Source organism: Xanthocytophaga agilis (assembly GCF_030068605.1).
Taxonomy (GTDB): Bacteria; Bacteroidota; Bacteroidia; order Cytophagales; family 172606-1; genus Xanthocytophaga; species Xanthocytophaga agilis.
The window spans coordinates 100,823-120,803 of the sequence record NZ_JASJOU010000015.1; the positions used below are offsets into that span (position 1 = coordinate 100,823).

Here is a 19,981-nt window from a genome sequence, read left to right on the forward strand (position 1 = left end):
AGAATTCATTAACCATTTAAGTAAGAAAAAATGAAAGCTCCTGACTTTGATAAAACCCTGAAAACAACCCAGCGCATTGCCACTGTATCTTTACTCTTACTGGTAGTGAGCAATCTGCTCTGGTCGTTTATTTATTTCTCCGCTAAAAGAAAAGGAGAAGAGCGTGTGTATGTTGTCTCGGATAATACCACCCTGGCTGCCAGTTTGGCTTCCAACTACAAGCCAACCATCTACGAAGGCAAAAACCATGTTCGCAATTTTATGACGCTGATGCATTCGCACGATGCGTCCAACTATGCAGACCGGATCAATGCAGCCTTAAAGCTGATTGATAAACAGGTAGGCGCAAGGCTGTATAATAAAATGAAGCAGGGAGGCATCTTAGAGCACTATACCCGCTTTAACTCCCGTACCGAGATGGAAATCGATTCGGTCAATATTAACATGAGTGTAGAACCCTATAAAGGAGCTATTTATGCCCGTCAGAAGTATTTGTATGACAATGAGTCTGAGATTATACCTATTGCCGCTGACTTTGATATGATCCGCACGCACCGCAGTGATGCCAATCCGTTTGGCCTTCAGATCACCAACTTTGATTACAAGGCCTATAATCCACCTGTTGAAAAATAGAGGATGAGTGCTAAGATCTTCTCTCGAGAAGGTCTTAGCCTGTAAAAAGCTATCAAACCAGTAACAACTTATCAATTCAGCTACTTTCTACCTGAGTATACCATGAAAAAAGTAATTATAAGTATTCTGCATCTAAGTGTATTATGCCTGGTCTATCCTTCACATATGATGGCACAGAAAAAGACCTCTCAAAGCGTTCCTTCAAAAAATCAAATACAAACTCAATCTTCATCTACCCAATCTAAACAGATTCAGAAAGATCCCGTTAACTATGAATCATTAGATCATCGGGATGGCGATCAGATACCAGCTGCTGCAGGAACCTATATAGTGGATAGGAAAATGGAACAGGCTCGCTATCATTCTTATGACTCTGCAGGGTACGACACAGTATATGTATCTACAGAGATAACAACCTATCTGATTTTTCACGCCCCTGTTAAACTGCTTGATCTGGGTTCGAAAAACTTTGTGGGTAAGATTGAATCCAATAAGCTTTTGTTAAAGCCTGTCAGGGGATATGTCTCGCCTTCTGCTATGCTGATTGAAACAGAAGATGGTCAGATCTTTTTGCATTATATCGCCTATCAGCAAAGACCTAAACGCATTTTCTGGGATTACAGAAACCAACTCGCCAGTGGATACAGACCAAAGCCGGATCAGGCTGGGCAAACAGAAAAAGGACAGCCTGGTTTAGCACAGGGAAGCATAGCAGATAGAGTTGCAGCAAACGGGAACAGACAGGAGAGTAAAACGGAGGATGCCAGAACCATTTATACCTCCAAAATTGCCTATCTGAAAAAACAACGTCGACATAAGCTGTTCCGAAAAAAAGAGAACAGGATTGATCTGTGCATTACAGCCCTGGCAGTGGATAATACAGCAACGTATATGATCCTACAGGTAGGCAATCAAAGTTCCATTCCCTATAAACTCGATTATGTGAGCTTTGCCTATCAGGAAAAAAGAAAAAGAAAGACCCGGCGCAAAATCGTAGGAGAAGAAAATCAGGTACTACCACTTTTCTCTCAGACGGTGGAAATGATTAAGCCACAGGATCAGAATGAGCTCGCGTATGCGCTTCCTCTCTTTGCCAACACCCTGAAAGGGAAACTGGAAATCATCGTTCGTGAAGCGGACGGTAACCGGGTAGTGAAAGCCTATGTTCCAGCCAAAACGCTGGCAAAAACACTCTATATCCCAACCCTCTCTGCTATTACATCTTCCATCATTACTAACTCTTTCTCTTATGTCAGATAAAGAACAGGTAACCAAAGAACATATAACCAATTCTGAGAGTGACTCTCCTGAGTATTCTCAACAAGAGACACCCAATCCAAAATCTATGACTGAACAGACAACAGATGAATTTAGAGAGACTGAAACTGATGATGAAAATGACTGGAATGATAGCGAGCGGAATACGCACGGGCAGAATAATGATGCGAGCAAAAATAATATCTCAGAGCCCAACTATGGCTCACTAGTGAGTGGTGTATCAGCGAGTAAAGCAGGTGCAACCGCTCAATCTCCTGTAAAGACTTCCTCTTCCCTTTCTCAGACAACTCAAAAACAGGAGAAAGCTACTGGATTACCGCTTGGAAATAAAAGTAAAAAAGAAGGCGCTCCTACTACAAACTTTTTCAAAAAAGTGCCCCTAACTGAAAGGCTGAATAAAATGGATAAGAGAAACAAAGCTAAAATCCGTAAAACGAAACTGCTTATCTATGGGATAGGAGCACTGACTCTTGTTTTACTGGCTGGTTATTTTACCCAGAAGATCCGGAGCATGGTAGCGGCCTCGACAACCGGCATTCGGACTCCTGATCGGCATGTCCGACTGGATAGCACTTCTACCAAGCTTGATTCACAGTCTCGCATCTACGAGACTGAGGAAAAAAACCGCTATCAGGATTCGCTTCGTCAGGCGATGGATGATGCTGCACTCGGCCATATTGTAATGGACTGGCAAAGACTCTATGATATAAGAGATAAAAAGAAAAAGGATCAGCAGACAGAACAGCCAAATGAACTTTCACAGAACGGTTCCCTTTCTGAGATGGATACGCTTTCACTATTGATCAGCTCATTATCCCCTCAGAGCGACTCTGTTCGTAGTATAAAAGAAGGAGAAGGAAGTATCTATGATCGGAACAGGGCAATGCTCTCAGCCAATGAATCCAAATCCGAAAAAAACAATGCTTCAATGCCTAACGCTGTTAAATCTTCCTCTGAGAGTACACGAATCTCGCATCCTAAGATTGCTAGCGTAACGGACAAAGGAGCGCCTGTCTCTAAAAGATCTGCTTCTTATAGAAGTAATCAGACAACAAGAAGCGAAACGGCCTATCAGGGAAACAAATCAGACAATAACCCTTTTAATACCATTTCAGCTGCTTCTGATCAAACCGATCAAAACTTAAGCCGTAACTCGGTCTCCAAAACAAAAAAAAGAGCTGTATCAAACGCTAAAGCGGAGAAAGAGATAGCAGAGAAAGATGTAGCTGAAAATGTAATTGTGCGAGCTGTAGTACATGGAAACCATAAAGTCAAGTCAGGTTCCAAGGTGGCCTTTCGCTTGCTGGAAGGGATAAACTGGGAAGGAATGTATTTTGAAAAAAACACGATTCTGATTGGTATGGCTGATTTTGGAAATGGAAGAATTAGCTTTTCCAACTTCCGTTCCAAATCCCTTTCTGCCTCCACCTCAGCATCAGTTCATTCGGTTGCACTTCCAATTAATTGTTATGATACCGATATGATTGCCGGCATCTCGGTTCAGGATCAGTCTGCTGTGGAGACAGAAGCTCGTCGGGCGGGTTCTTCTGCGGTTTCGGATGCTGCCAATGATTTGAGTTATAACATTCCCTATGGGGCTGTTGCCCGTGCAGCTTCCACGCTGACAAGAGGGGTTTCGGGTGGAAAAAAACGAAACCGGGAAATGTATATTGATCTGGCCGATAACTATCCGGTTTTGCTGGAATTAGTCCCTTCCAACTAAAGAATTATTCAATCACAGATAGCCCTAGATTACAAGCTTTCTGTGATTGAGCTATCTGTGATTGAATAGTATAAACACTAATCTAAAAATGCCATGAAAAAAATTCTCATGTCCGCTCTATTAGTAGGAGCCTTGGTGTTTCCTGCAGTGCCTTCTCAGGCAACCGGCTTTCCCGTTACCGATATTCCCCGTCTGATCTTTGAGTACATCCAGAATAAGGTGCTCATGGAAAAAGATGAAAAAGTACAAAAACAGAAGCTGGAAAAACTGCTGCAAACCCTGAAGGAAGTAAAACAGATCCGCGCCCGTCAGACCGAGCAGCTTGATATGGATGTCGATATTGATCAGGAGCTCTGGAAAGTGCGTCAGTATAAAGAGCTGTCTATGTCGGATTTGCGCAGACTGGCCGAAAAGATCATTCGTGTATCCACTGCCCTGTATGCCAATGATCTGCCCACCCTGACTGAGTATCATCTTCTAAAGCAGGCCGTACCAGGTATTCAATCCTCTAATCAGATGTATGAGTTTCTGCAGGGCGGAACCTCTGCCTATGCAGTGGCCACAGGATTAGCCGCCAGGGATTATAGTGAAAACATGGTTATGCTATCGGATCAGAGAGCCAAACAGTATGCTCTTGAGATAGAAAGTTCACAGCGCGCCATGCATACGGCCATGACCTATCAGCAGGTTTCTACCGAACTGGCCGATCAGGCAATGGATCTGTCGGCCAAAATAAGCAAGGATGGATCGTGGAATATGTTTGGAATCGGCAATATTCTTTCAGATCTGAATGAAATCCTCAGCGGCGATGTCCTGGGAGATGGGAATGGGCTGGAAGGAATACTCAATAACCTGGGAGGTAAACTCACAGAGCAGGTAGAGGATCTGGGCAAAAAGATCAAAAAAGAAACCGGGATGAATGATAGTTTTATTGACAAGATTTTGGGAGGCGGAAAGAATGATGTAAGTAATAAGATCATGGATAAAGTAACTTCCAATATCGAAGGTTTGGATGCCTTGAGTGGTATTTTATCCCTTTTCTCAGGAGTAGTCAATAATCTGAGTCAGATTCCCAGTTATACCACCCGTATCGAAAAAGAAGGTTTGAAAATGACTACCGGAGAGCGGATCGAAGCGCAGGCAGCAGCGCTTGACAATATGGAAAGGTCTTTTGATCTCCAGCTTCAGGCCGATCAGATGATTATCGAAGCCTCTAATAAAAGTCAGACGATGGAAAGGCTTGATGCCGCCTATCAGAACGCACTGGTTCGCAAAGAGCTTACCAGAATGAGTGTTGAGTAAAACGCAATAAAATACTTTAGCTAATTAGTGAGAGATGAAAAAGAAACTAAAATATTTCCTTTTGAGTGCTTTCCTGACAGGAATCTTCTCTTCAGCACATGCACAGATACCGGTTGTAGATGCATTAAGCAATAAGCAATTGGTCTCCGAAATTTTGAAGTGGGTGCAGGACTATGCCAAGCAGAAACTGCAGGATGCACGCCTTCAGAAGATTATGTCTGAAAATACCTCTACCCGTGAGAAGCTGGGAAAACTACTGGAACTAAAACAGCAGGTAGAAAAAGAATTGTATCTGGCAAAAGACTTTCGCAAGCTTCGGTTTTCAGATCTGACCAAGATCAGGCAACAAGTGTATGGCCTTGCCTCTACTGACAAGTATGTAACCGAAGTTCCCTATGTAGCTGAGTTTGTCTCTATTACTTCCCGCACAGCAACAGTAGACAATGCTAAACAGGCTTATAACTATTTGTTTGATGGTACAAGTGCTTACAGACCGGAGAATTCAGGTACTTTGAATGGGTTTGTGGCAAAAAATAAACAGCAGAAAGCAAAGCAGTATTCCCTTGCCATTGCAGCACAAAAGCGTAAGATGGCTGTAGCCATGTCTTACGAAAAACTCAGTGAAGAATACAAGCAGCTTGCCCAGGATCTGTCTGATCAGGTAGGAAAAGACGGAGAGCAGAAAATGTCTACCGGAGAGCGGATCAAAGCCCAGAAGCTGGCCAGTGATTATATGGTTAAATCGCTTGAAATGAAACACAAATTGGATCAACTTTTAAAGGAAGCCTCGCAGAAATCGGCTGTTGTGCAGCAGGTAGACAATGCCTATCAGGCATCGCTGGTTCGCAAAGAGCTTTCCAAAGTAATAGTTGAGTAGTGACTCTTTTCTCCACAGGCACTAACTCAGCTATTGTGGATAGTAAATAATTACTCAGCATTCTCAACTCAGTAAATCTCTACTCAGCAAAACCTTAAACGAAAAAGTCATGAAACCATTACCATCCATTTTGTCTCCATTGACTGCAGAGTCTTTCCTTCTACTATTTTTTCTTATCCTTTCATTTAGCTGCCAAAAGAACGATTCAGAGCCGGAGCCTCACTCGCAGATGAGCCTTACTGCAAAAATCAATGGAAAATCATGGACGGCAACCGAGTTTAGAGTCGATGAGGAAGATATTACAAGTCAGAATCCCTATTTAAGCATTTTAGCTACTGACAGTAGAGTCCTTAATCCATATACCTCACTTACACTTATTATTTATGAGTATAAAACACCAGGGGCTAAAATAACAGACCGATCTATTAACAGTATACATCAAACCTGTATTCTGGGAATTACTACTAATGGAGTATATAAAGATTATAGTGGTCCTGTCACATTTGAGCTTACCAGTGTTGAAAATGGAAACTATGAAGGCACATTTAAGGGTCAGATGTGTCATGAGTGCCAGGGAGATGCAAAGCTTTCTATTGAAGGCTCATTTAAAGTTAGAAAAGAAGAGCAGGCGCTAAAATAAACACGCTCTTAACTAGTGAAGAATCAACTTATTCTTCACTAGTTAAACTAATCATCAGTACTATCCAAAAATAAAGAACAAGGATCGGAACAATGTATGCGTTCGACCCTGACCATCTCTATTTACAAAAACAAGGTATTATATTTAGTCTTGCAAACAAACACGGTATTGCTCGGACGCTTACGTTGCATTAGTGCGACTTAGTACTCTAACACTGATATACTTATTTTCTTTTTTACATCTACTTCAAAACCTGACTTCTCCCAATCATTTAAGTATTTATGAGTTAATATAGTATTCACTCAAGATTCAAGAAGATTCAAATTGAATCATGTACCAGATCAATAAACTGAGTCAATATTTACTCCTCGAAATACTTAAATGATCGATAGAATATCAAACTGCTTAAGCCATCTACTCATCAAGCCATCACCTCATGGTAAAGAGTAATAAAATAGGCAGGGTAAAAATCCACAAACGTGCATTTGTTGATCTTTACCCTGTTGTTTTTTACCTTTGCAAACAAGACAAACTGTCAGGTTTCTGTCTTTTTTATCCTTACAATCATATAGCTATCCTATTTTCTATATAACTTCTCTATAAAACTAGTACGGAAGTCAACCTTCATTTAATCATGTCAACATTCATTTCTTACTAGCGGGTCTCAACGCAGAAACAGGGCCGCTCCGGTTTAGGGCTTGATGCCCAAAGAGCGGATGTGGAAAGATACATTGCTGGTAAGGGCGAGCTAATCGCTGAGTTTACCGAAATCGAAAGTGGCCGAAAGAATAACCGTCAACAGCTTCACAATGCCATTGAGAAAGCCAGAAAAACGGGATCAACCCTGATTGTTGCCAAGTTAGATCGTCTCAGTCAGGATGCTGCCTTTACCATTCAGCTCTCCAATAGTTCGGTAAACTTTGTTTGTGTCGATAATCCCCATATCAATAAAATGACCATTGGTATTTTAGCGCTCGTCAATCAGGAAGAAGCCGAAAGGATCAGTTTACGGACAAAAGCCGCCTTAAGGGAAAAGAAGAAAAAAATTGAAATGGGAATTTATACTAATTCACACACAGATCCACTCACTGGAGAACGAAGGTAATGAAGCCTGATAAAAATGGGAACTATCGACTCGGTAGTCCTCAGGGATTTACTGCTGATATTACCCAGGCAGGAATGATGGCAGCTAAAGAAAAAGCACATGCAAATGAAAATACCAAACGTACCAAGCATGTCATTCGGGACACACTCAAAGAGAACCCTGATGCTTCATTAACCTTTTTGGCAGAGCGCTTAAATACGTATGGAATACCTACCAGTAGAGGAAAACGCTTTAACAAGTTCAATGTAGCCTATTTTAGAAAGCTTGTCAAAGAAGAGATGAGTGTAAAAAACGAATGAGTTTTCTGATTCATACCTCTTACTATTTTCAAACTAGTTGAGATGGAAATGAATCGAAGATGATTTAATCTCAAGTTTTCAATACCACCGATTTTTCAATAGTTCTGAGAAGAAGCGACTCCGCTGTGAAAGACTCCGCTGTGATTTACCCAGTCCTACATTTGGGTGGAGTCGCAAACGATCAACATTTATACTAATTTCTTCTTTAGTCTTGGGAAAGTGTGGTGGTTATATGCAAATATATAATCAGTCATACTTCCCAAGACAAAGTCGTTCAATATATTGTTTTCGACCATTTTTTTAATGCGGGCTTAAAAAAATTAATATAAAAATCAGAATATTCACTACAAATGAATGCAGAGAATAGATTTCAAATGAATGCGTTTTTTCTTCGGTTAGCTGTTGTCCAAACCTGATAATCTTTATAACATTTCCACTCTGATCAAAAACAGTTGTGTAACTGGCGCTTAGCCATCCCCATGTACCCCAGGCAGATCACTGGGTTCTTTTACCGATTCCGCAAAGTCAGATTGATGCCAACAAAACTTTAGCTCAGAATCCAGGGTAGTAACAACATCCAGGGAAGTAACTGTGTCTGCGATCCATACCCAACTGCGTGGATCGTTTTTTCGTATTGACAGGCAAGTGGTCATTTTAAAAGGATGTTTTTCTAACTCATTATTGTCAGATAACCTCTGCTATTACTCTCAATTGTTACTCTCTGTTGCAATTCTGTCTTTCCTGGCTTTATATTGTGATTTATACATGGAGCACACTCTCATTTCAAATTTATTGTTTTTTTCAGCCAGATAGACTATCCGTTCAACTGGTAGAAAACTATCTACCAGCAGTAAGCAATCCGATTATATCCGGCTATTTTCAGACCCATATAAAAAAATTGGCGATATCTTTACCTGTATTTCACTACAGATGGGAACGAAGAATATATGGTTCTTTCCAAGTTTGGTTCTCCAAATCTTGATTAACTGGACACCGCAATAGGGCAACCAGCCCACTCCACCAAAGGATAGAATTTCATACATTCTTTTTGGCTTCACAATAAAGTCTCCCTACCACCAATTGTTTTGAAAAAAAACATAACAAGCTAACAGCGAATGCATTAACAAAATTATATAGAATAATTCTAAATAAAATTTGACAAAAACGAGAATGCTTCGTAAGATTACACTCAGTTAAGAATGATTCTAAATAAAGGGCATTTATTTGTAATAGGTATGTTTCGAATGTTACTAATAACTCACATATTATCTATTTGTTATTTGCCTTCCAGCCTTAAAGCGCAGTCCAAAATGCATAACAACACAGGTGTATTAAAAGGAAAGGTAACATCTGAGTCGGGAAAGGCTTTGGAAGGAATATCTATCCGCTTGGAGGGAACGAAACTGGGAAGTACTACTAATACAATGGGTGAGTTTGTTATATATACTATTCCACCAAACATATACTCTGTTATTGTCTCAGGGATTGGGTATCATACCTGGAAACAGATTGTCAGAATAAAGGATGGAGAAGTACATTCTACAAACATTGTGCTTTCAGAGGTAACGCATACTATTGACGAAGTGGAGGTCAAAGCCAATAAAGCAGATGCACCTATACAAGCTGAAAACCTGGCTACCCAACTTCCGTTACCTGTGACAGTTATTACTCGTAAGACCATTGAGATGATGGGCAGCCGTCGCCTGGATGAAATCCTGAAAGAGCAAACTGGTTTGGCAGTTGTTAACGATGTCGGTTCAGGATCCAGAGCAGTAGGACTACAACTACAAGGATTCGATGCTGCCTATACGATGATTACCATTGATGGACTTCCGTTGATAGGACGCAACTCTGGTAGTCTGGATTTATCCCGTATCACGATCGCCAATATTGAACGGATTGAAATTGTAAAGGGGGCGTCTTCCAGCTTGTTTGGTAGTGAGGCACTGGCAGGAGTAGTCAATATTGTCACCCGTCAGGCAAGTACACAACCACAGGCACTAGCTATACTGCGCTATGGTACTTATCAAACCTGGGATGCTACTGTAGAAGGGGAAACACCTTTCGCCAAACACAAAGGGGCAATTTCTTTGTCTGGCAACTATTATTATACAGGGGGTTTTAATGTCAATCCATACCTGAGCAGTGGACAGACTGCTCCTCCCTACGGAAGTTATACTCTTCAAGGTAGAGGAAAATACAGAATTAACGACAATTATACAGTTTCTTGTTCAGGTCGGTATTCACTACGTACCTCTACTAACCGATACATGTATGGTTCGGAAGCATTTAGAGATCTGCTGGATGAAAAAGACTTTAATGGGTTTGTTTCCATAAATCGGCGGCTAGGTTCCGTTCCTGCTACAGAATCCAATATCAGACTGTTTTACTACCTTACCCGTTACTCTTCTGAGCAGGATATCCGGCAGGAAAGAAATCAAGTAACTCTCCAATCTGCTCATTTTATACAGTATCTGCATCGGATGGAAATGCAGGGTAGCAAACACATTAGTTCACAACTGTCATTAACTGGAGGAATTGGAGGGACTGTCGAATCCTTATCAAATAGCACATATAAAGGCACCAAAGATAGGTTTAGCTATTTTGGTTATTCGCAGGGAAATTACAAGCCTACCTCGCAAATAAATATTATTATGGGACTTCGTTATGATTATTTCAGTCAATATGGAGGGCGTCTGAATCCAACGCTAGGAATAGAGTTTAAACCTTCAGCAATAGTTGCACTGAAAGCATCTGTAGGAAAAGGATACAAAGCCCCTGATTTTAAAGAAATGTACCAGGTCTTTACCAATGTGCAGGTTGGCTATACAGTAATCGGAGTGGAAGAATTCTCAAAAACAATTCAGGAGTTGCAGCAGGCCGGACAGGTAGCTTCTATTCGACCTGTTGCGGGTAAAATCCGATCCCTAAATGCTGAGACGTCAACTTCCTATAATATGGGTTTGACAATCACTCCTTTATCTTCACTTAAGACAGATGTTAACCTGTTCTATAACAATGTTAAAAATCTCATTACTACCATTCAGGTAGGCACCCGTACCAATGAACAACAGATATTTTCCTACATCAATCTGGCAAAGGCATACACTGCCGGTCTGGAAGCAAGTTCCACCTGGGCTCCGATAAAGAATCTCGCTTTTTCGGCTGGTTATCAACTTTTATATGCTATGGATCGTGGAGTCATTGATTCCATTCGGGCAGGAAGTGGATTGTATGGCAGAATCCGTAATCCCCAGACAGGCACTACGCGAGAAGCTCACGTATCAGATTATATGGGTATGGATAACCGCTCCCGTCATATGTTCAACATCAGGGTCTTCTATGAATATACACCCTGGGCGATGACAGGCAGCATACGTCTAAACTACAGAGGTCGGTATGGGTATTCAGATGCGAACAACAATACCTACATTGACCGCTATGATACTATCGTAGAAAGTACATTGATATGGAATGCCTCTATCGAGAAAAAGTTTTTTCAGAAACACTTGTCCGTGCAGCTTACCGGCACCAACCTGTCAAATTACACCAATATGCTTATGCCGGGTAGTCCTGGGAGAATGCTCGTAGGGGGGATTTCCTGGAGATTTTTTTCTACTCCAAACTCTTAAATCACCTTTGTTAAAATCTCTAATAATCCATGTACTTTTTATTATACAAACTACTACCCTTGCAACATTTACCCGTCAAACCCATCTGTATGATTGGTTTGGTTTTGATAGTTGCTTTTTCTTCCTGTAAGAAAGATGATGCTACACCTGGCACGCCAAACTATGAGGATGGAGTAAGCACAGTAGTATATGACTTGGCTGGTGATACCACCACCACTGTTGGAGGAGAAAATGCTCAACCGTTTAAGACTTTTTACTATTCGTTAAAGACCAGTGCTGTATTTCGGGATACTACAGATCTTGATCCAAAAAGTCTTTCCTGGGACTTAGCATTTACGGGTGTTTATAATTCAATTATCTATCCAAACAATGGTATAGCTGCGAGTAGCCCTGGATATGGAGGAGAAGGAAAGGCAGCCATTGTCTACTATGATGCGGCTTACGAAGATGTAGTGCTAGCTCCGGATAACGATTATTTTACCAATAACAGCTTGTCATTCATCGGCTGGGATGGGTATCCGCAACCTTACAATACAGGTTGGTACTTTTATGAGATCAATACACATATTGCCACTCCAATAAAAAACCGAACGTTTGTAGTACGCACTGCAGAAGGAAAATACGCCAAACTGGAAATAATCAATATATATAAAGGCAATCCGGCAGTGGTGACTGATCTCAACTGGCCTACACCCTACTTTACGTTCCGGTATTATGTACAGGAAGATGGTTCCCGAAATCTATATACGCCACCAGCTACCTATTAATCACTCTATCAACAACATAAATCAACAAACAAATTACTCTATTTATAGATCTTTACAACCTGTTTTATGAACAAGCACTGGTACAAACTATATATTTCTTTCAGACGCATTTTTTATCTGGTGACAGCTGTAATAGCAGGACTTTCTGTTACTAGCTGTGCTGATTCAGATGACAATAATACTCCAGATCCACAAGAGCCTGTTGAGGTTACCACAGGTGTGTATAAAGTTGTTAATCTGGCGGCTGATACTACAGCTACTTCGTCAGAAAATGCAAATACCTTGTATTACAGTCTGGAGAATGGCAAAGCCGTTTCATCCTCAATGTCCCAGACAGATCAGTGGGATATTGCTTTTCTGCAAACGTACAATAGCAGCATTGCTGCCAATAATGGCAAAGGGTTGTATTCACCAGGATATGGTGGTCCTGGCAAAGGAGGAATCTATCTGGTCATCAATCAGGATGTAGATGCAGCCTATTATACAAGTGCGGGCAAACCAATCAAAGAAATTCCAGACTCTACATTGTTTCAGCAAGCTTTTTCAGCCATAAAAACAGTCCCTGTCAGTGATGATAAATTCCTGATCAGTGATTATATCGGACTAGATTACTTTCAGGGTAGTGGAGCAGGTTGGGCATGGTATGATTTCTATAACGAACTATTTCCGGATAGACCAGCTTCTGAAAAGGCACACGTAGCCTATGCCCTTCCACGACCGATCATTGTCAGGACTGCTAAAGGAAATTATGCAAAAGTAATTATCTACAGTGTATACAAGGATGCACCGGCAAATCCTGACCGATCAAATAAAGCCGGATACATCACTTTTTCATATGCCATCCAGAAAGATGGTTCCAAAAACCTGGATATTTCACAATGATCTAACCACATAATGATCTAACTACATAATGCGGCTTTTTCTGAAAACAATGTTTTCGGCCATTTTATATGGTTGAACAGGGATTGTTTTGTAGTAACAAACGCTAATAAAAATTTAACCATACATTCTATTTTCTATATATTATATGTCTTACCTCTCCAAATTAGCCAATACCTTACTGCTCAGCCTGGTGTTAATGGCCTGTACTAAAACAGAAGTTATTGGACCACCAACACTATCCTCTAGCCGGATTCTAAGCTATAAAGTCACCAATGTATCCGGTGATCCCATTGAAGGAGTTATCAATGAGGCAGATCAAACAATCACTGTATATCTTCCTTATTATTATTATTCTACCTCGTTGTTGCCAGAGATAGAAGTTTCCGAAGGTGCTACCGTTACTCCTGCCAGCGAGACACTATTATCTGGCCTGTTATCCTATATTCAGGGAGATAGCATACTAAACTATACCTATACAGTAAGAGGAAAAGAGGGTAGTTCCGCTACCTATAAACTGATGCTGCAGGTTCAGCAACCTGACTTTACCCTACAGGAACTATCTTCAGATGCACAAAACCCAACTACCTATACTGTTACTACCTATGACGGAGCGGCCATTAACCTAAATTGGTCGGGTGATTTTCCTTCTATCTCTGATGAAACCGGACGCATCATCACCAAAATTACACTTATTGCTGAAAATGGACAGAAATATATTATAGACAATAACATCGGTTTCAAATCCTGGTTCTCAGACACAGGTATTCTCTTTTATATTCCTGTTAATAGTGCTACACAATTACCTACAGGCTTGTATCATGTTCAGGTGACATTTTATAGCAAAACAGTAACTCTTCAGAACCCAATCCAGTTAATCCAACCCTAACCTATCTTTAGTTTAAACTAACCAACAATGAGACTATATATCACTTTTCCATATAGCATGTGGGCAATCTTGTTTCTGACAGGGGTACTTACATCCTGCAAGAAAGAAACCGAATATGCTCCCTATCCTTATTCTTCCATTACAGCCTTCGAGATTCCTACAGGAGCTAACTCCATCCAGGCTGCAGTCTCAGATAATAGACTAACGGTCTACTGGCCATACTATCAGATGATACCTGACTCAATAGCACCAGTGGTTTCTGTATCGGAAAGAGCAACAGTAGAACCAGCCTCCGGAAAGAAAATACCGTTGAAAGATGGAGTGACTTATATTGTAAAAGCAGAAAGTGGAGCTACTACAACGTATACACTTAAACTGGTTATCAATCAGGCAGAACCTATTTTTGATCAGGTTCCAGCTACCATTCCACTCTATTCACAGTTTTCATTGACAGGACAGAATTTTCTGGCAGATACAGCCAAAACCTCTCTGCTACTAGTATCATCTACCGGAACACAATATCCGATAGCACTTACCGCACTGACTGGTAATTCTGCATCGGGTACAGCCATACATGCACAACTTGACACCGGAAACTATTCTATAAAACTGGTTACAGGGTATCGTTCAGTTACCAGCAATGCCATGGTCCATATTACCTCGCCAGTAACCAATCCCTACTTTGACCCTTTTATTGAATCTGGTACAAGGGTTAAAAGAGGAAGTTCACTGACCCTAAAAACACACAATCTGGAAGGATATACAATCACACAAATACGTCTGGGCACTCTGACAACAAGAGTACCATTCGAACAAACCGGAGAGGATGAGTTGACTTTGCAGATTCCGGAAAGTTATCCAATCGGATCATACAATCGCTTTCGAATTTACTACTCAGGATCTGCATCGGCAGGAAATTATTATTCCTTTCTGCTTTATCCAATTACTATAACAGAGTAGTATGTTACAGAGTAGTCTGGTATCAAGCAGCCTGCAAATAAGAAACGTGCAGACAGAATCATTCAGGCAAAAGCAAATCATTCAGGCAAAAGCAGAAAGAGAACGCATTTTCATTCGCATTTTATTTAGAGTCAGTATCATACATCAAAGGAAAAAGAAAAGGAGATTCATTATGGAACCTCCCATCTTTAATCAAGTGAATAACCCGGCAAACTCCGATATCCCGGCAAAAGAATACTTGGAGTGAACCAAAACCTAATCACATAATTCATTTACAATTTTATGAAAAAAACAAATAACATACTAGGATTTGCCCTTTCAATGGGCCTTATGGTACTTTTTTCAGCTTGTCAGAAAGATTCAGCTGTAGTACCAGAAACTTCATTAAAACCGAATGGTACAACAGCTGTAGTTATCTCTCCAGGACAAACTAAGTCATTGGTTGGACCTAACACGAAAGGTACACTTACACTGACTACAGGCAATCTATATCAGCTGCGTAACTTCACTCAGGGGACAGTTACTGCACCAGCAGATAGCACACAATGGGCAAATGTAGCCAGCACCTATTACTACAGCTTCGCTAACAACGATGGCAGCAGTTCATCTGGTGCATATGACTTCATTTTTACAGGAAGTGCAAATGGTAACCTGACAGTAAATACAACCAATTATACACTGTATTATATTGATCAGGCATTTGACAATGTAACCTCTTTTAGTGTCAGCAGTGCAACTACTGTTTCTAGTGGGGTACTAGGTTACAATCGTACAGGTACTCCTGGCTGGTATAACTACAACATCACAACACATATAGTTACACCAGTTACCAACCGTACTATCATCATTGAAAATAATACAACCGGAACAACATATAAACTCCGTATCAACAGCATCTACAAAGATGGTTCACCGGATACTACTTTTGCCCCTACGGACTATCCGTATTACAGCATCGATTATAAACTGTTGTAATACATACTACTAATTCCTTTTGGTGATACTGACGTTCATAAATAAAATAAAAACTCTGGTCCTGCTGGGATCGGAGTTTTTTTATAACACATAGCAGAAAAACATGATACAATTTTTCACGCCCTACTCATCCTCATCCCTATTGAGATCGGGATTCAGTCTTCTCTTGCTTATAATCTTGCTAACAGCCTGTCAGAAAGACAAGGATGTATTTGTCATTCCGGTCACTGATAACAGGCAAGAACAAACCCTGGATTCTATCTTTTTATATGCCCGTGAAACATATCTCTGGAATGAGAGTTTGCCCGAGTATTCAGTATTTAATCCCAGAAAATACACCCAATACTCAGAAACACCTCTCTTTAGTTTTGAAAAAGAAATCTTCGACATTACCCAATATGCCATCAATCCGGCTACTGGTAAATCCTATGAATATGTCTCCGCTATCTCAACCCATCCCAAATATTCTTTCTTACAATCGGATAGTGAAAGCGGGAGTATGCGAATAACTTCCTCGCTAAATACATCCTCACTCAATGGAACAGAAAACGGATTTGGATTTGCATTATCCACATGGGCTGACAATGATCTTCGGATTAAGTATGTATTACCCTACTCTCCTGCAGCTGGGAAAGGACTGATACGTGGAGATCGCCTGCTTACAATCAATGAAACAAGTGTATCAACCCTATCCGATTCAGAAATACAACAAGCATTGAATCAGGATAGCATTACACTCAGGATTCAGAAAGCGAATGATACACTGTCAGTTATGCTAACGAAAACAGCCTATACAACCAGTCCGGTAATCTATTATTCAGTCATCCAGACAGAGACCAAAAAAGCTGGATATCTGGTATACCATCAGTTTACAGATCCCGCTCACTCACAATCATTTCTTGACAATGTCTTTACAACCTTTGCGTCTGCACAGATTACAGACTTGATTATCGACCTGCGTTACAATGGTGGAGGATATGTTGAAACAGCCGAATATCTGCTGAATCTAATTGCACCTTCATCGCTTACGGGAAAAATAATGTTTAGTGAACGATTTAATGCACTTCTGCAAGGTGGGAAAGCAACTATACTTTCGAATCAATCCTATCTGGATAAAAATAATCAACCCGTTTACATCAACGGACGGAGGGCTACCTATGCTGATGTCGATTTTACAGAAGCAGGCAATACCTATCTTTTTCAAAAAAAAGGTAAGCTGGAAAATATTCGTTCAGTTATCTTTATTGTCAGTGGCGCTACAGCCTCAGCCAGTGAGTTGGTCATTAATGCTTTACGTCCTTATTTAGAAGTGAAGCTGATTGGATCACAAACGTATGGAAAACCAGTAGGTTTTCTAGGTATTCATATAGGTACCTATACATTGTATATCCCCAATTTCAGTAATGTTAATGCTCAGGGTGATACCGACTATTATACAGGCTTTTCACCAGATATTGCTGCTACCGATGATGTCACACATGATTTTGGAGACATGAAAGAAGAATGTCTCGCTACAGCACTTTCTATAATAAATGGAAAACGCACTTTGTTACGGAAAAATCTTAACAAACCAATTTCTCAAAGAGAAGATATGAATAAACCGGAAAATGTGTGGAAGGGAATGATTCAAAAGCGACTACGACTGCACTGATCCGTACGCTAAAAAAATTACAAGTTAACCCCTACCCAAATTTAGAACTTTCAAACAAGTTAAAAATATATATGTCAGCTGCCCTGTTTTCAAACAGGTTTGAGATAGAAAATTTCAATTAACTATTTTTTCAATTGCTACTACTAAGGCTGTGAATTTTGGAAAATTCCAGGGCTGGTTTTTCTTCTGTGCAATTTTATTCCAAATGCAACACGGTTTTTGCTACTTTGCGCATTAAGCCAGATTAATACTGAGTCAACTGTCGACCTGACAAAACAAACCCCTATTTACCAGAAGGTAGAATATGAAAAAGTATGTTGCCTATTATCGTGTCTCTACTCAGAAGTAGGATCAGATCAGAAGCAGGATCAGAGTGGACTTGGTTTAGAAGCACAGAAAAAACCTTTGAAAAATTCTGCGAAGGAGGTCAGATTTTGGCTGAGTATACGGATAAAGAACAACAATCGTCCGGGACTTTTGAAAGCCATTGCTCATGCCAAAAGTAAAGGCGCACTGCTTGTCATTGCTAAACTGGATCGTCTTTCACGCAATGTGTATTTTATTTCTTCGCTACTAGAATCTAGAGTCCATTTTAAAGCGTGCGATCTTCCGGAAGCTGATCATTTCACTGTTCATTTATTTGCAGCTCTGGCCGAGAAGGAGCGAAAGATGATTTCAGAAAGAACAAAAGCCGCTCTGCAGAGTAAAAAGAGAAGGGATTCAAATTAGGTACTCCCGCTAACCTGAATGATCACGCCAGAAAGAAAGCTATTGAGATAATCCAGAAAAATGCTCAACTTAACAAACGGAATATCAAGGCAAAAGCAATGGCTCTGCTCCTAAAAAAGAAGCGTTATCCTACGATAGATTGTTATTCAGTTAAATGAACTTATATATAATCCGTTATGGAAAACCCTTTCAGTCTATCAATTTAAAACGACTGGTTGATGTAAAAAGCACTAATCAAATTTTCTTCATTAAATATGTTTGAAAAGTAGATTTGCCCAATTGTCACAAAATTTCTATTATCCGTAAATATTTATAAACATACAAATTGATGAAACTTCCAAAGGGAATAAAAAAATGTGTTGCTTTTATTGGTGTGAAGAAAATCACCGGAGAGCTGACTCTAGTGGGAACAGTGTTCTTTGTATGCAAATACTATGAAGGAAAGTTATTTAAGTATATTAGTACTGCGAAACATGTTATTGAAGGCATTAAGTCAGTTGGCGCTGAATATAGTATAATTCGTCTTAATCTAGTCGATGGAACAACTAGAGAGGAACCGATTCTAATTAAAAGCTGGCAATATCACTCAGATATAAATGTTGATATTGCAATATCTCCAATTGAGCTAACAAATGAAGAGGATCATCAATTTTATGTATTAGATAAAAGTCCAATCGAGCAGGTTTTAACACAGGAAATTATAAAAAATCAAATAATAGATGTTGGTGATGAAGTATTTATTATAGGATTATTTGCCAACCATCATGGGAAATCAAAAAATGTTCCTATTGTCCGGGTTGGACATATTGCCGCATTTCCTGAAGAAAGAATTCAAACACAAGAACATTTAATGGATGCTTATTTAATTGATACGCTATCTATTGGAGGATTATCGGGTTCTCCTGTATTTGCGAATTTAAATAGTAGCAGCTTTTTTTTAATGGGTTTAATTTATGGACATTATAATAGTACAATATCTGAAGATCCTAAATTAGGTAACCATACTTTAAATTTCTCAGGAGAAAAGGTTAATACTGGTATAGCAATTGTGACACCTATCGATAAGCTTATAGAACTTTTGGACCGGATTCATATTGAACTTGTTTAGTTGAAAAATGATGTATATTTAGTGAAAAACAGATATGAACAAGTTGCCTGTCTATATTTCAGAATCCGATTTTGAGAGCTATGTTCTCCCTCATTTGAGTCATAAATTAAATCATAATAGACTCAAAGTAAGCTATCATTATCTTTTCAATACGATTTTGTATGTAGTATCCGGTACATTCGCTGATCTATTACCTGATATACCTTTGGATTACGAAAGCGCAGGATAGCGGATGCCATTGGAAGCTGTACCCCCTTTACTTTTTAGCAAAGCTGCCAGCACCGTATGAGTTTTGGCCAGATCAATGTCAGAGCCTGTAGAATCAATCTGATTAACCAGGGAAAGTGTCTGATCACTCAATAAGGCATATCGATTCACTTTCCAAAGAATGATCTCATTGATCAGCTGCTGGTTAAAAAAATCGTCGCCTATTGAATCGAGTTTTCGTGTTAACTCTTTTTGATAGGTAAACTCATAGTCCTGAGCAGAAAGACTAAACTCACTGGCATATATTGTGATAGGATGTGACATGTA

The 19,981-nt window shown here is 40.0% G+C and carries 18 protein-coding genes and 1 pseudogene; 18 read left to right on the forward strand and 1 reads right to left on the reverse strand.

Annotated features, from left to right (window positions below; translation table 11 throughout):
- Nucleotides 1–30: 30 nt before the first annotated feature.
- The 18 genes and pseudogenes from QNI22_RS31380 to QNI22_RS31465 all read left to right on the forward strand — a co-directional run bounded on the left by QNI22_RS31380 (nucleotide 31) and on the right by QNI22_RS31465 (nucleotide 19,447).
- On the forward strand, nucleotides 31–633 hold the full coding sequence (locus tag QNI22_RS31380; protein ID WP_314517108.1) for a hypothetical protein: 603 nt from the start codon (nucleotides 31–33) through the stop codon (nucleotides 631–633).
- Between the two features lie 102 nt (nucleotides 634–735).
- Nucleotides 736–1,893, forward strand: coding sequence for a DUF4138 domain-containing protein (locus tag QNI22_RS31385; protein WP_314517111.1), 1,158 nt, complete (start codon nucleotides 736–738; stop codon nucleotides 1,891–1,893).
- The gene (traM, locus tag QNI22_RS31390; protein WP_314517113.1) at nucleotides 1,883–3,634 is read left to right on the forward strand and encodes a conjugative transposon protein TraM; all 1,752 of its coding nucleotides are present in this window, start codon (nucleotides 1,883–1,885) and stop codon (nucleotides 3,632–3,634) included. The genes QNI22_RS31385 and traM overlap by 11 nt, the downstream gene beginning before the upstream one ends.
- Nucleotides 3,635–3,727: 93 nt before the next feature.
- Nucleotides 3,728–4,936 carry a hypothetical protein gene (locus tag QNI22_RS31395; RefSeq protein WP_314517114.1) on the forward strand — a complete coding sequence of 403 codons (1,209 nt, stop codon included), beginning with the start codon at nucleotides 3,728–3,730 and terminating at the stop codon, nucleotides 4,934–4,936.
- Nucleotides 4,937–4,970: 34 nt separating this feature from the next.
- Nucleotides 4,971–5,813: a hypothetical protein gene (locus tag QNI22_RS31400; protein ID WP_314517116.1), complete on the forward strand. Its 843-nt coding sequence runs from the start codon at nucleotides 4,971–4,973 to the stop codon at nucleotides 5,811–5,813.
- 109 nt (nucleotides 5,814–5,922) lie between these two features.
- Complete coding sequence (locus QNI22_RS31405) at nucleotides 5,923–6,453, forward strand: hypothetical protein (protein WP_314517117.1); 531 nt, start codon at nucleotides 5,923–5,925, stop codon at nucleotides 6,451–6,453.
- 670 nt (nucleotides 6,454–7,123) lie between these two features.
- Nucleotides 7,124–7,558: pseudogene (locus QNI22_RS31410) on the forward strand (recombinase family protein); the annotation flags it as partial.
- A complete protein-coding gene (locus QNI22_RS31415; protein ID WP_314517119.1) occupies nucleotides 7,558–7,857 on the forward strand; it encodes a hypothetical protein in 300 nt (99 codons plus the stop codon). The pseudogene QNI22_RS31410 and the gene QNI22_RS31415, both read left to right, overlap by 1 nt.
- Nucleotides 7,858–8,371: 514 nt before the next feature.
- On the forward strand, nucleotides 8,372–8,425 hold the full coding sequence (locus QNI22_RS40520) for a hypothetical protein (RefSeq protein WP_474004537.1): 54 nt from the start codon (nucleotides 8,372–8,374) through the stop codon (nucleotides 8,423–8,425).
- Between the two features lie 742 nt (nucleotides 8,426–9,167).
- Nucleotides 9,168–11,489: a TonB-dependent receptor gene (locus tag QNI22_RS31425; RefSeq protein WP_314517123.1), complete on the forward strand. Its 2,322-nt coding sequence runs from the start codon at nucleotides 9,168–9,170 to the stop codon at nucleotides 11,487–11,489.
- A 29-nt stretch (nucleotides 11,490–11,518) separates the two neighbouring features.
- Entirely contained in the window at nucleotides 11,519–12,256 is a 738-nt protein-coding gene (locus QNI22_RS31430) for an HmuY family protein (RefSeq protein ID WP_314517126.1), read from the forward strand.
- Between the two features lie 66 nt (nucleotides 12,257–12,322).
- Nucleotides 12,323–13,138, forward strand: a complete 816-nt coding sequence (locus tag QNI22_RS31435) for an HmuY family protein (RefSeq protein ID WP_314517129.1) — start codon at nucleotides 12,323–12,325, stop codon at nucleotides 13,136–13,138.
- 145 nt (nucleotides 13,139–13,283) lie between these two features.
- Complete coding sequence (locus tag QNI22_RS31440; RefSeq protein WP_314517131.1) at nucleotides 13,284–14,024, forward strand: hypothetical protein; 741 nt, start codon at nucleotides 13,284–13,286, stop codon at nucleotides 14,022–14,024.
- 27 nt (nucleotides 14,025–14,051) lie between these two features.
- Entirely contained in the window at nucleotides 14,052–14,984 is a 933-nt protein-coding gene (locus QNI22_RS31445) for a hypothetical protein (protein WP_314517133.1), read from the forward strand.
- A gap of 282 nt (nucleotides 14,985–15,266) precedes the next feature.
- Entirely contained in the window at nucleotides 15,267–15,959 is a 693-nt protein-coding gene (locus tag QNI22_RS31450; RefSeq protein ID WP_314517136.1) for a hypothetical protein, read from the forward strand.
- A gap of 166 nt (nucleotides 15,960–16,125) precedes the next feature.
- The gene (locus QNI22_RS31455) at nucleotides 16,126–17,610 is read left to right on the forward strand and encodes a S41 family peptidase (RefSeq protein WP_314517137.1); all 1,485 of its coding nucleotides are present in this window, start codon (nucleotides 16,126–16,128) and stop codon (nucleotides 17,608–17,610) included.
- A gap of 219 nt (nucleotides 17,611–17,829) precedes the next feature.
- On the forward strand, nucleotides 17,830–18,339 hold the full coding sequence (locus tag QNI22_RS31460; RefSeq protein ID WP_314517139.1) for a recombinase family protein: 510 nt from the start codon (nucleotides 17,830–17,832) through the stop codon (nucleotides 18,337–18,339).
- A 328-nt stretch (nucleotides 18,340–18,667) separates the two neighbouring features.
- The gene (locus QNI22_RS31465) at nucleotides 18,668–19,447 is read left to right on the forward strand and encodes a trypsin-like serine peptidase (protein ID WP_314517140.1); all 780 of its coding nucleotides are present in this window, start codon (nucleotides 18,668–18,670) and stop codon (nucleotides 19,445–19,447) included.
- A gap of 210 nt (nucleotides 19,448–19,657) precedes the next feature.
- On the opposite strand, the gene QNI22_RS31470 is transcribed toward QNI22_RS31465, so the two are convergent.
- Nucleotides 19,658–19,978, reverse strand: a complete 321-nt coding sequence (locus tag QNI22_RS31470) for a hypothetical protein (protein ID WP_314517142.1) — start codon at nucleotides 19,976–19,978, stop codon at nucleotides 19,658–19,660.
- Between the last annotated feature and the right edge of the window lie 3 nt (nucleotides 19,979–19,981).

Excerpts from the sequence above, each read along its gene's own strand:
- QNI22_RS31380 (WP_314517108.1), top strand. The coding sequence starts at position 31 with ATGAAAGCTCCTGACTTTGATAAAACCCTGAAAACAACCCAGCGCATT.
- QNI22_RS31465 (WP_314517140.1), top strand. The coding sequence starts at position 18,668 with ATGAAACTTCCAAAGGGAATAAAAAAATGTGTTGCTTTTATTGGTGTG.
- QNI22_RS31450 (WP_314517136.1), top strand. The coding sequence starts at position 15,267 with ATGAAAAAAACAAATAACATACTAGGATTTGCCCTTTCAATGGGCCTT.
- QNI22_RS31385 (WP_314517111.1), top strand. The coding sequence starts at position 736 with ATGAAAAAAGTAATTATAAGTATTCTGCATCTAAGTGTATTATGCCTG.
- QNI22_RS31430 (WP_314517126.1), top strand. The coding sequence starts at position 11,519 with ATGTACTTTTTATTATACAAACTACTACCCTTGCAACATTTACCCGTC.
- QNI22_RS31400 (WP_314517116.1), top strand. The coding sequence starts at position 4,971 with ATGAAAAAGAAACTAAAATATTTCCTTTTGAGTGCTTTCCTGACAGGA.
- QNI22_RS31405 (WP_314517117.1), top strand. The coding sequence starts at position 5,923 with ATGAAACCATTACCATCCATTTTGTCTCCATTGACTGCAGAGTCTTTC.
- QNI22_RS31435 (WP_314517129.1), top strand. The coding sequence starts at position 12,323 with ATGAACAAGCACTGGTACAAACTATATATTTCTTTCAGACGCATTTTT.
- QNI22_RS31415 (WP_314517119.1), top strand. The coding sequence starts at position 7,558 with ATGAAGCCTGATAAAAATGGGAACTATCGACTCGGTAGTCCTCAGGGA.
- QNI22_RS31470 (WP_314517142.1), bottom strand. The coding sequence starts at position 19,978 with ATGTCACATCCTATCACAATATATGCCAGTGAGTTTAGTCTTTCTGCT.
- QNI22_RS31395 (WP_314517114.1), top strand. The coding sequence starts at position 3,728 with ATGAAAAAAATTCTCATGTCCGCTCTATTAGTAGGAGCCTTGGTGTTT.
- traM (WP_314517113.1), top strand. The coding sequence starts at position 1,883 with ATGTCAGATAAAGAACAGGTAACCAAAGAACATATAACCAATTCTGAG.
- QNI22_RS31440 (WP_314517131.1), top strand. The coding sequence starts at position 13,284 with ATGTCTTACCTCTCCAAATTAGCCAATACCTTACTGCTCAGCCTGGTG.
- QNI22_RS31445 (WP_314517133.1), top strand. The coding sequence starts at position 14,052 with ATGAGACTATATATCACTTTTCCATATAGCATGTGGGCAATCTTGTTT.
- QNI22_RS31425 (WP_314517123.1), top strand. The coding sequence starts at position 9,168 with ATGCATAACAACACAGGTGTATTAAAAGGAAAGGTAACATCTGAGTCG.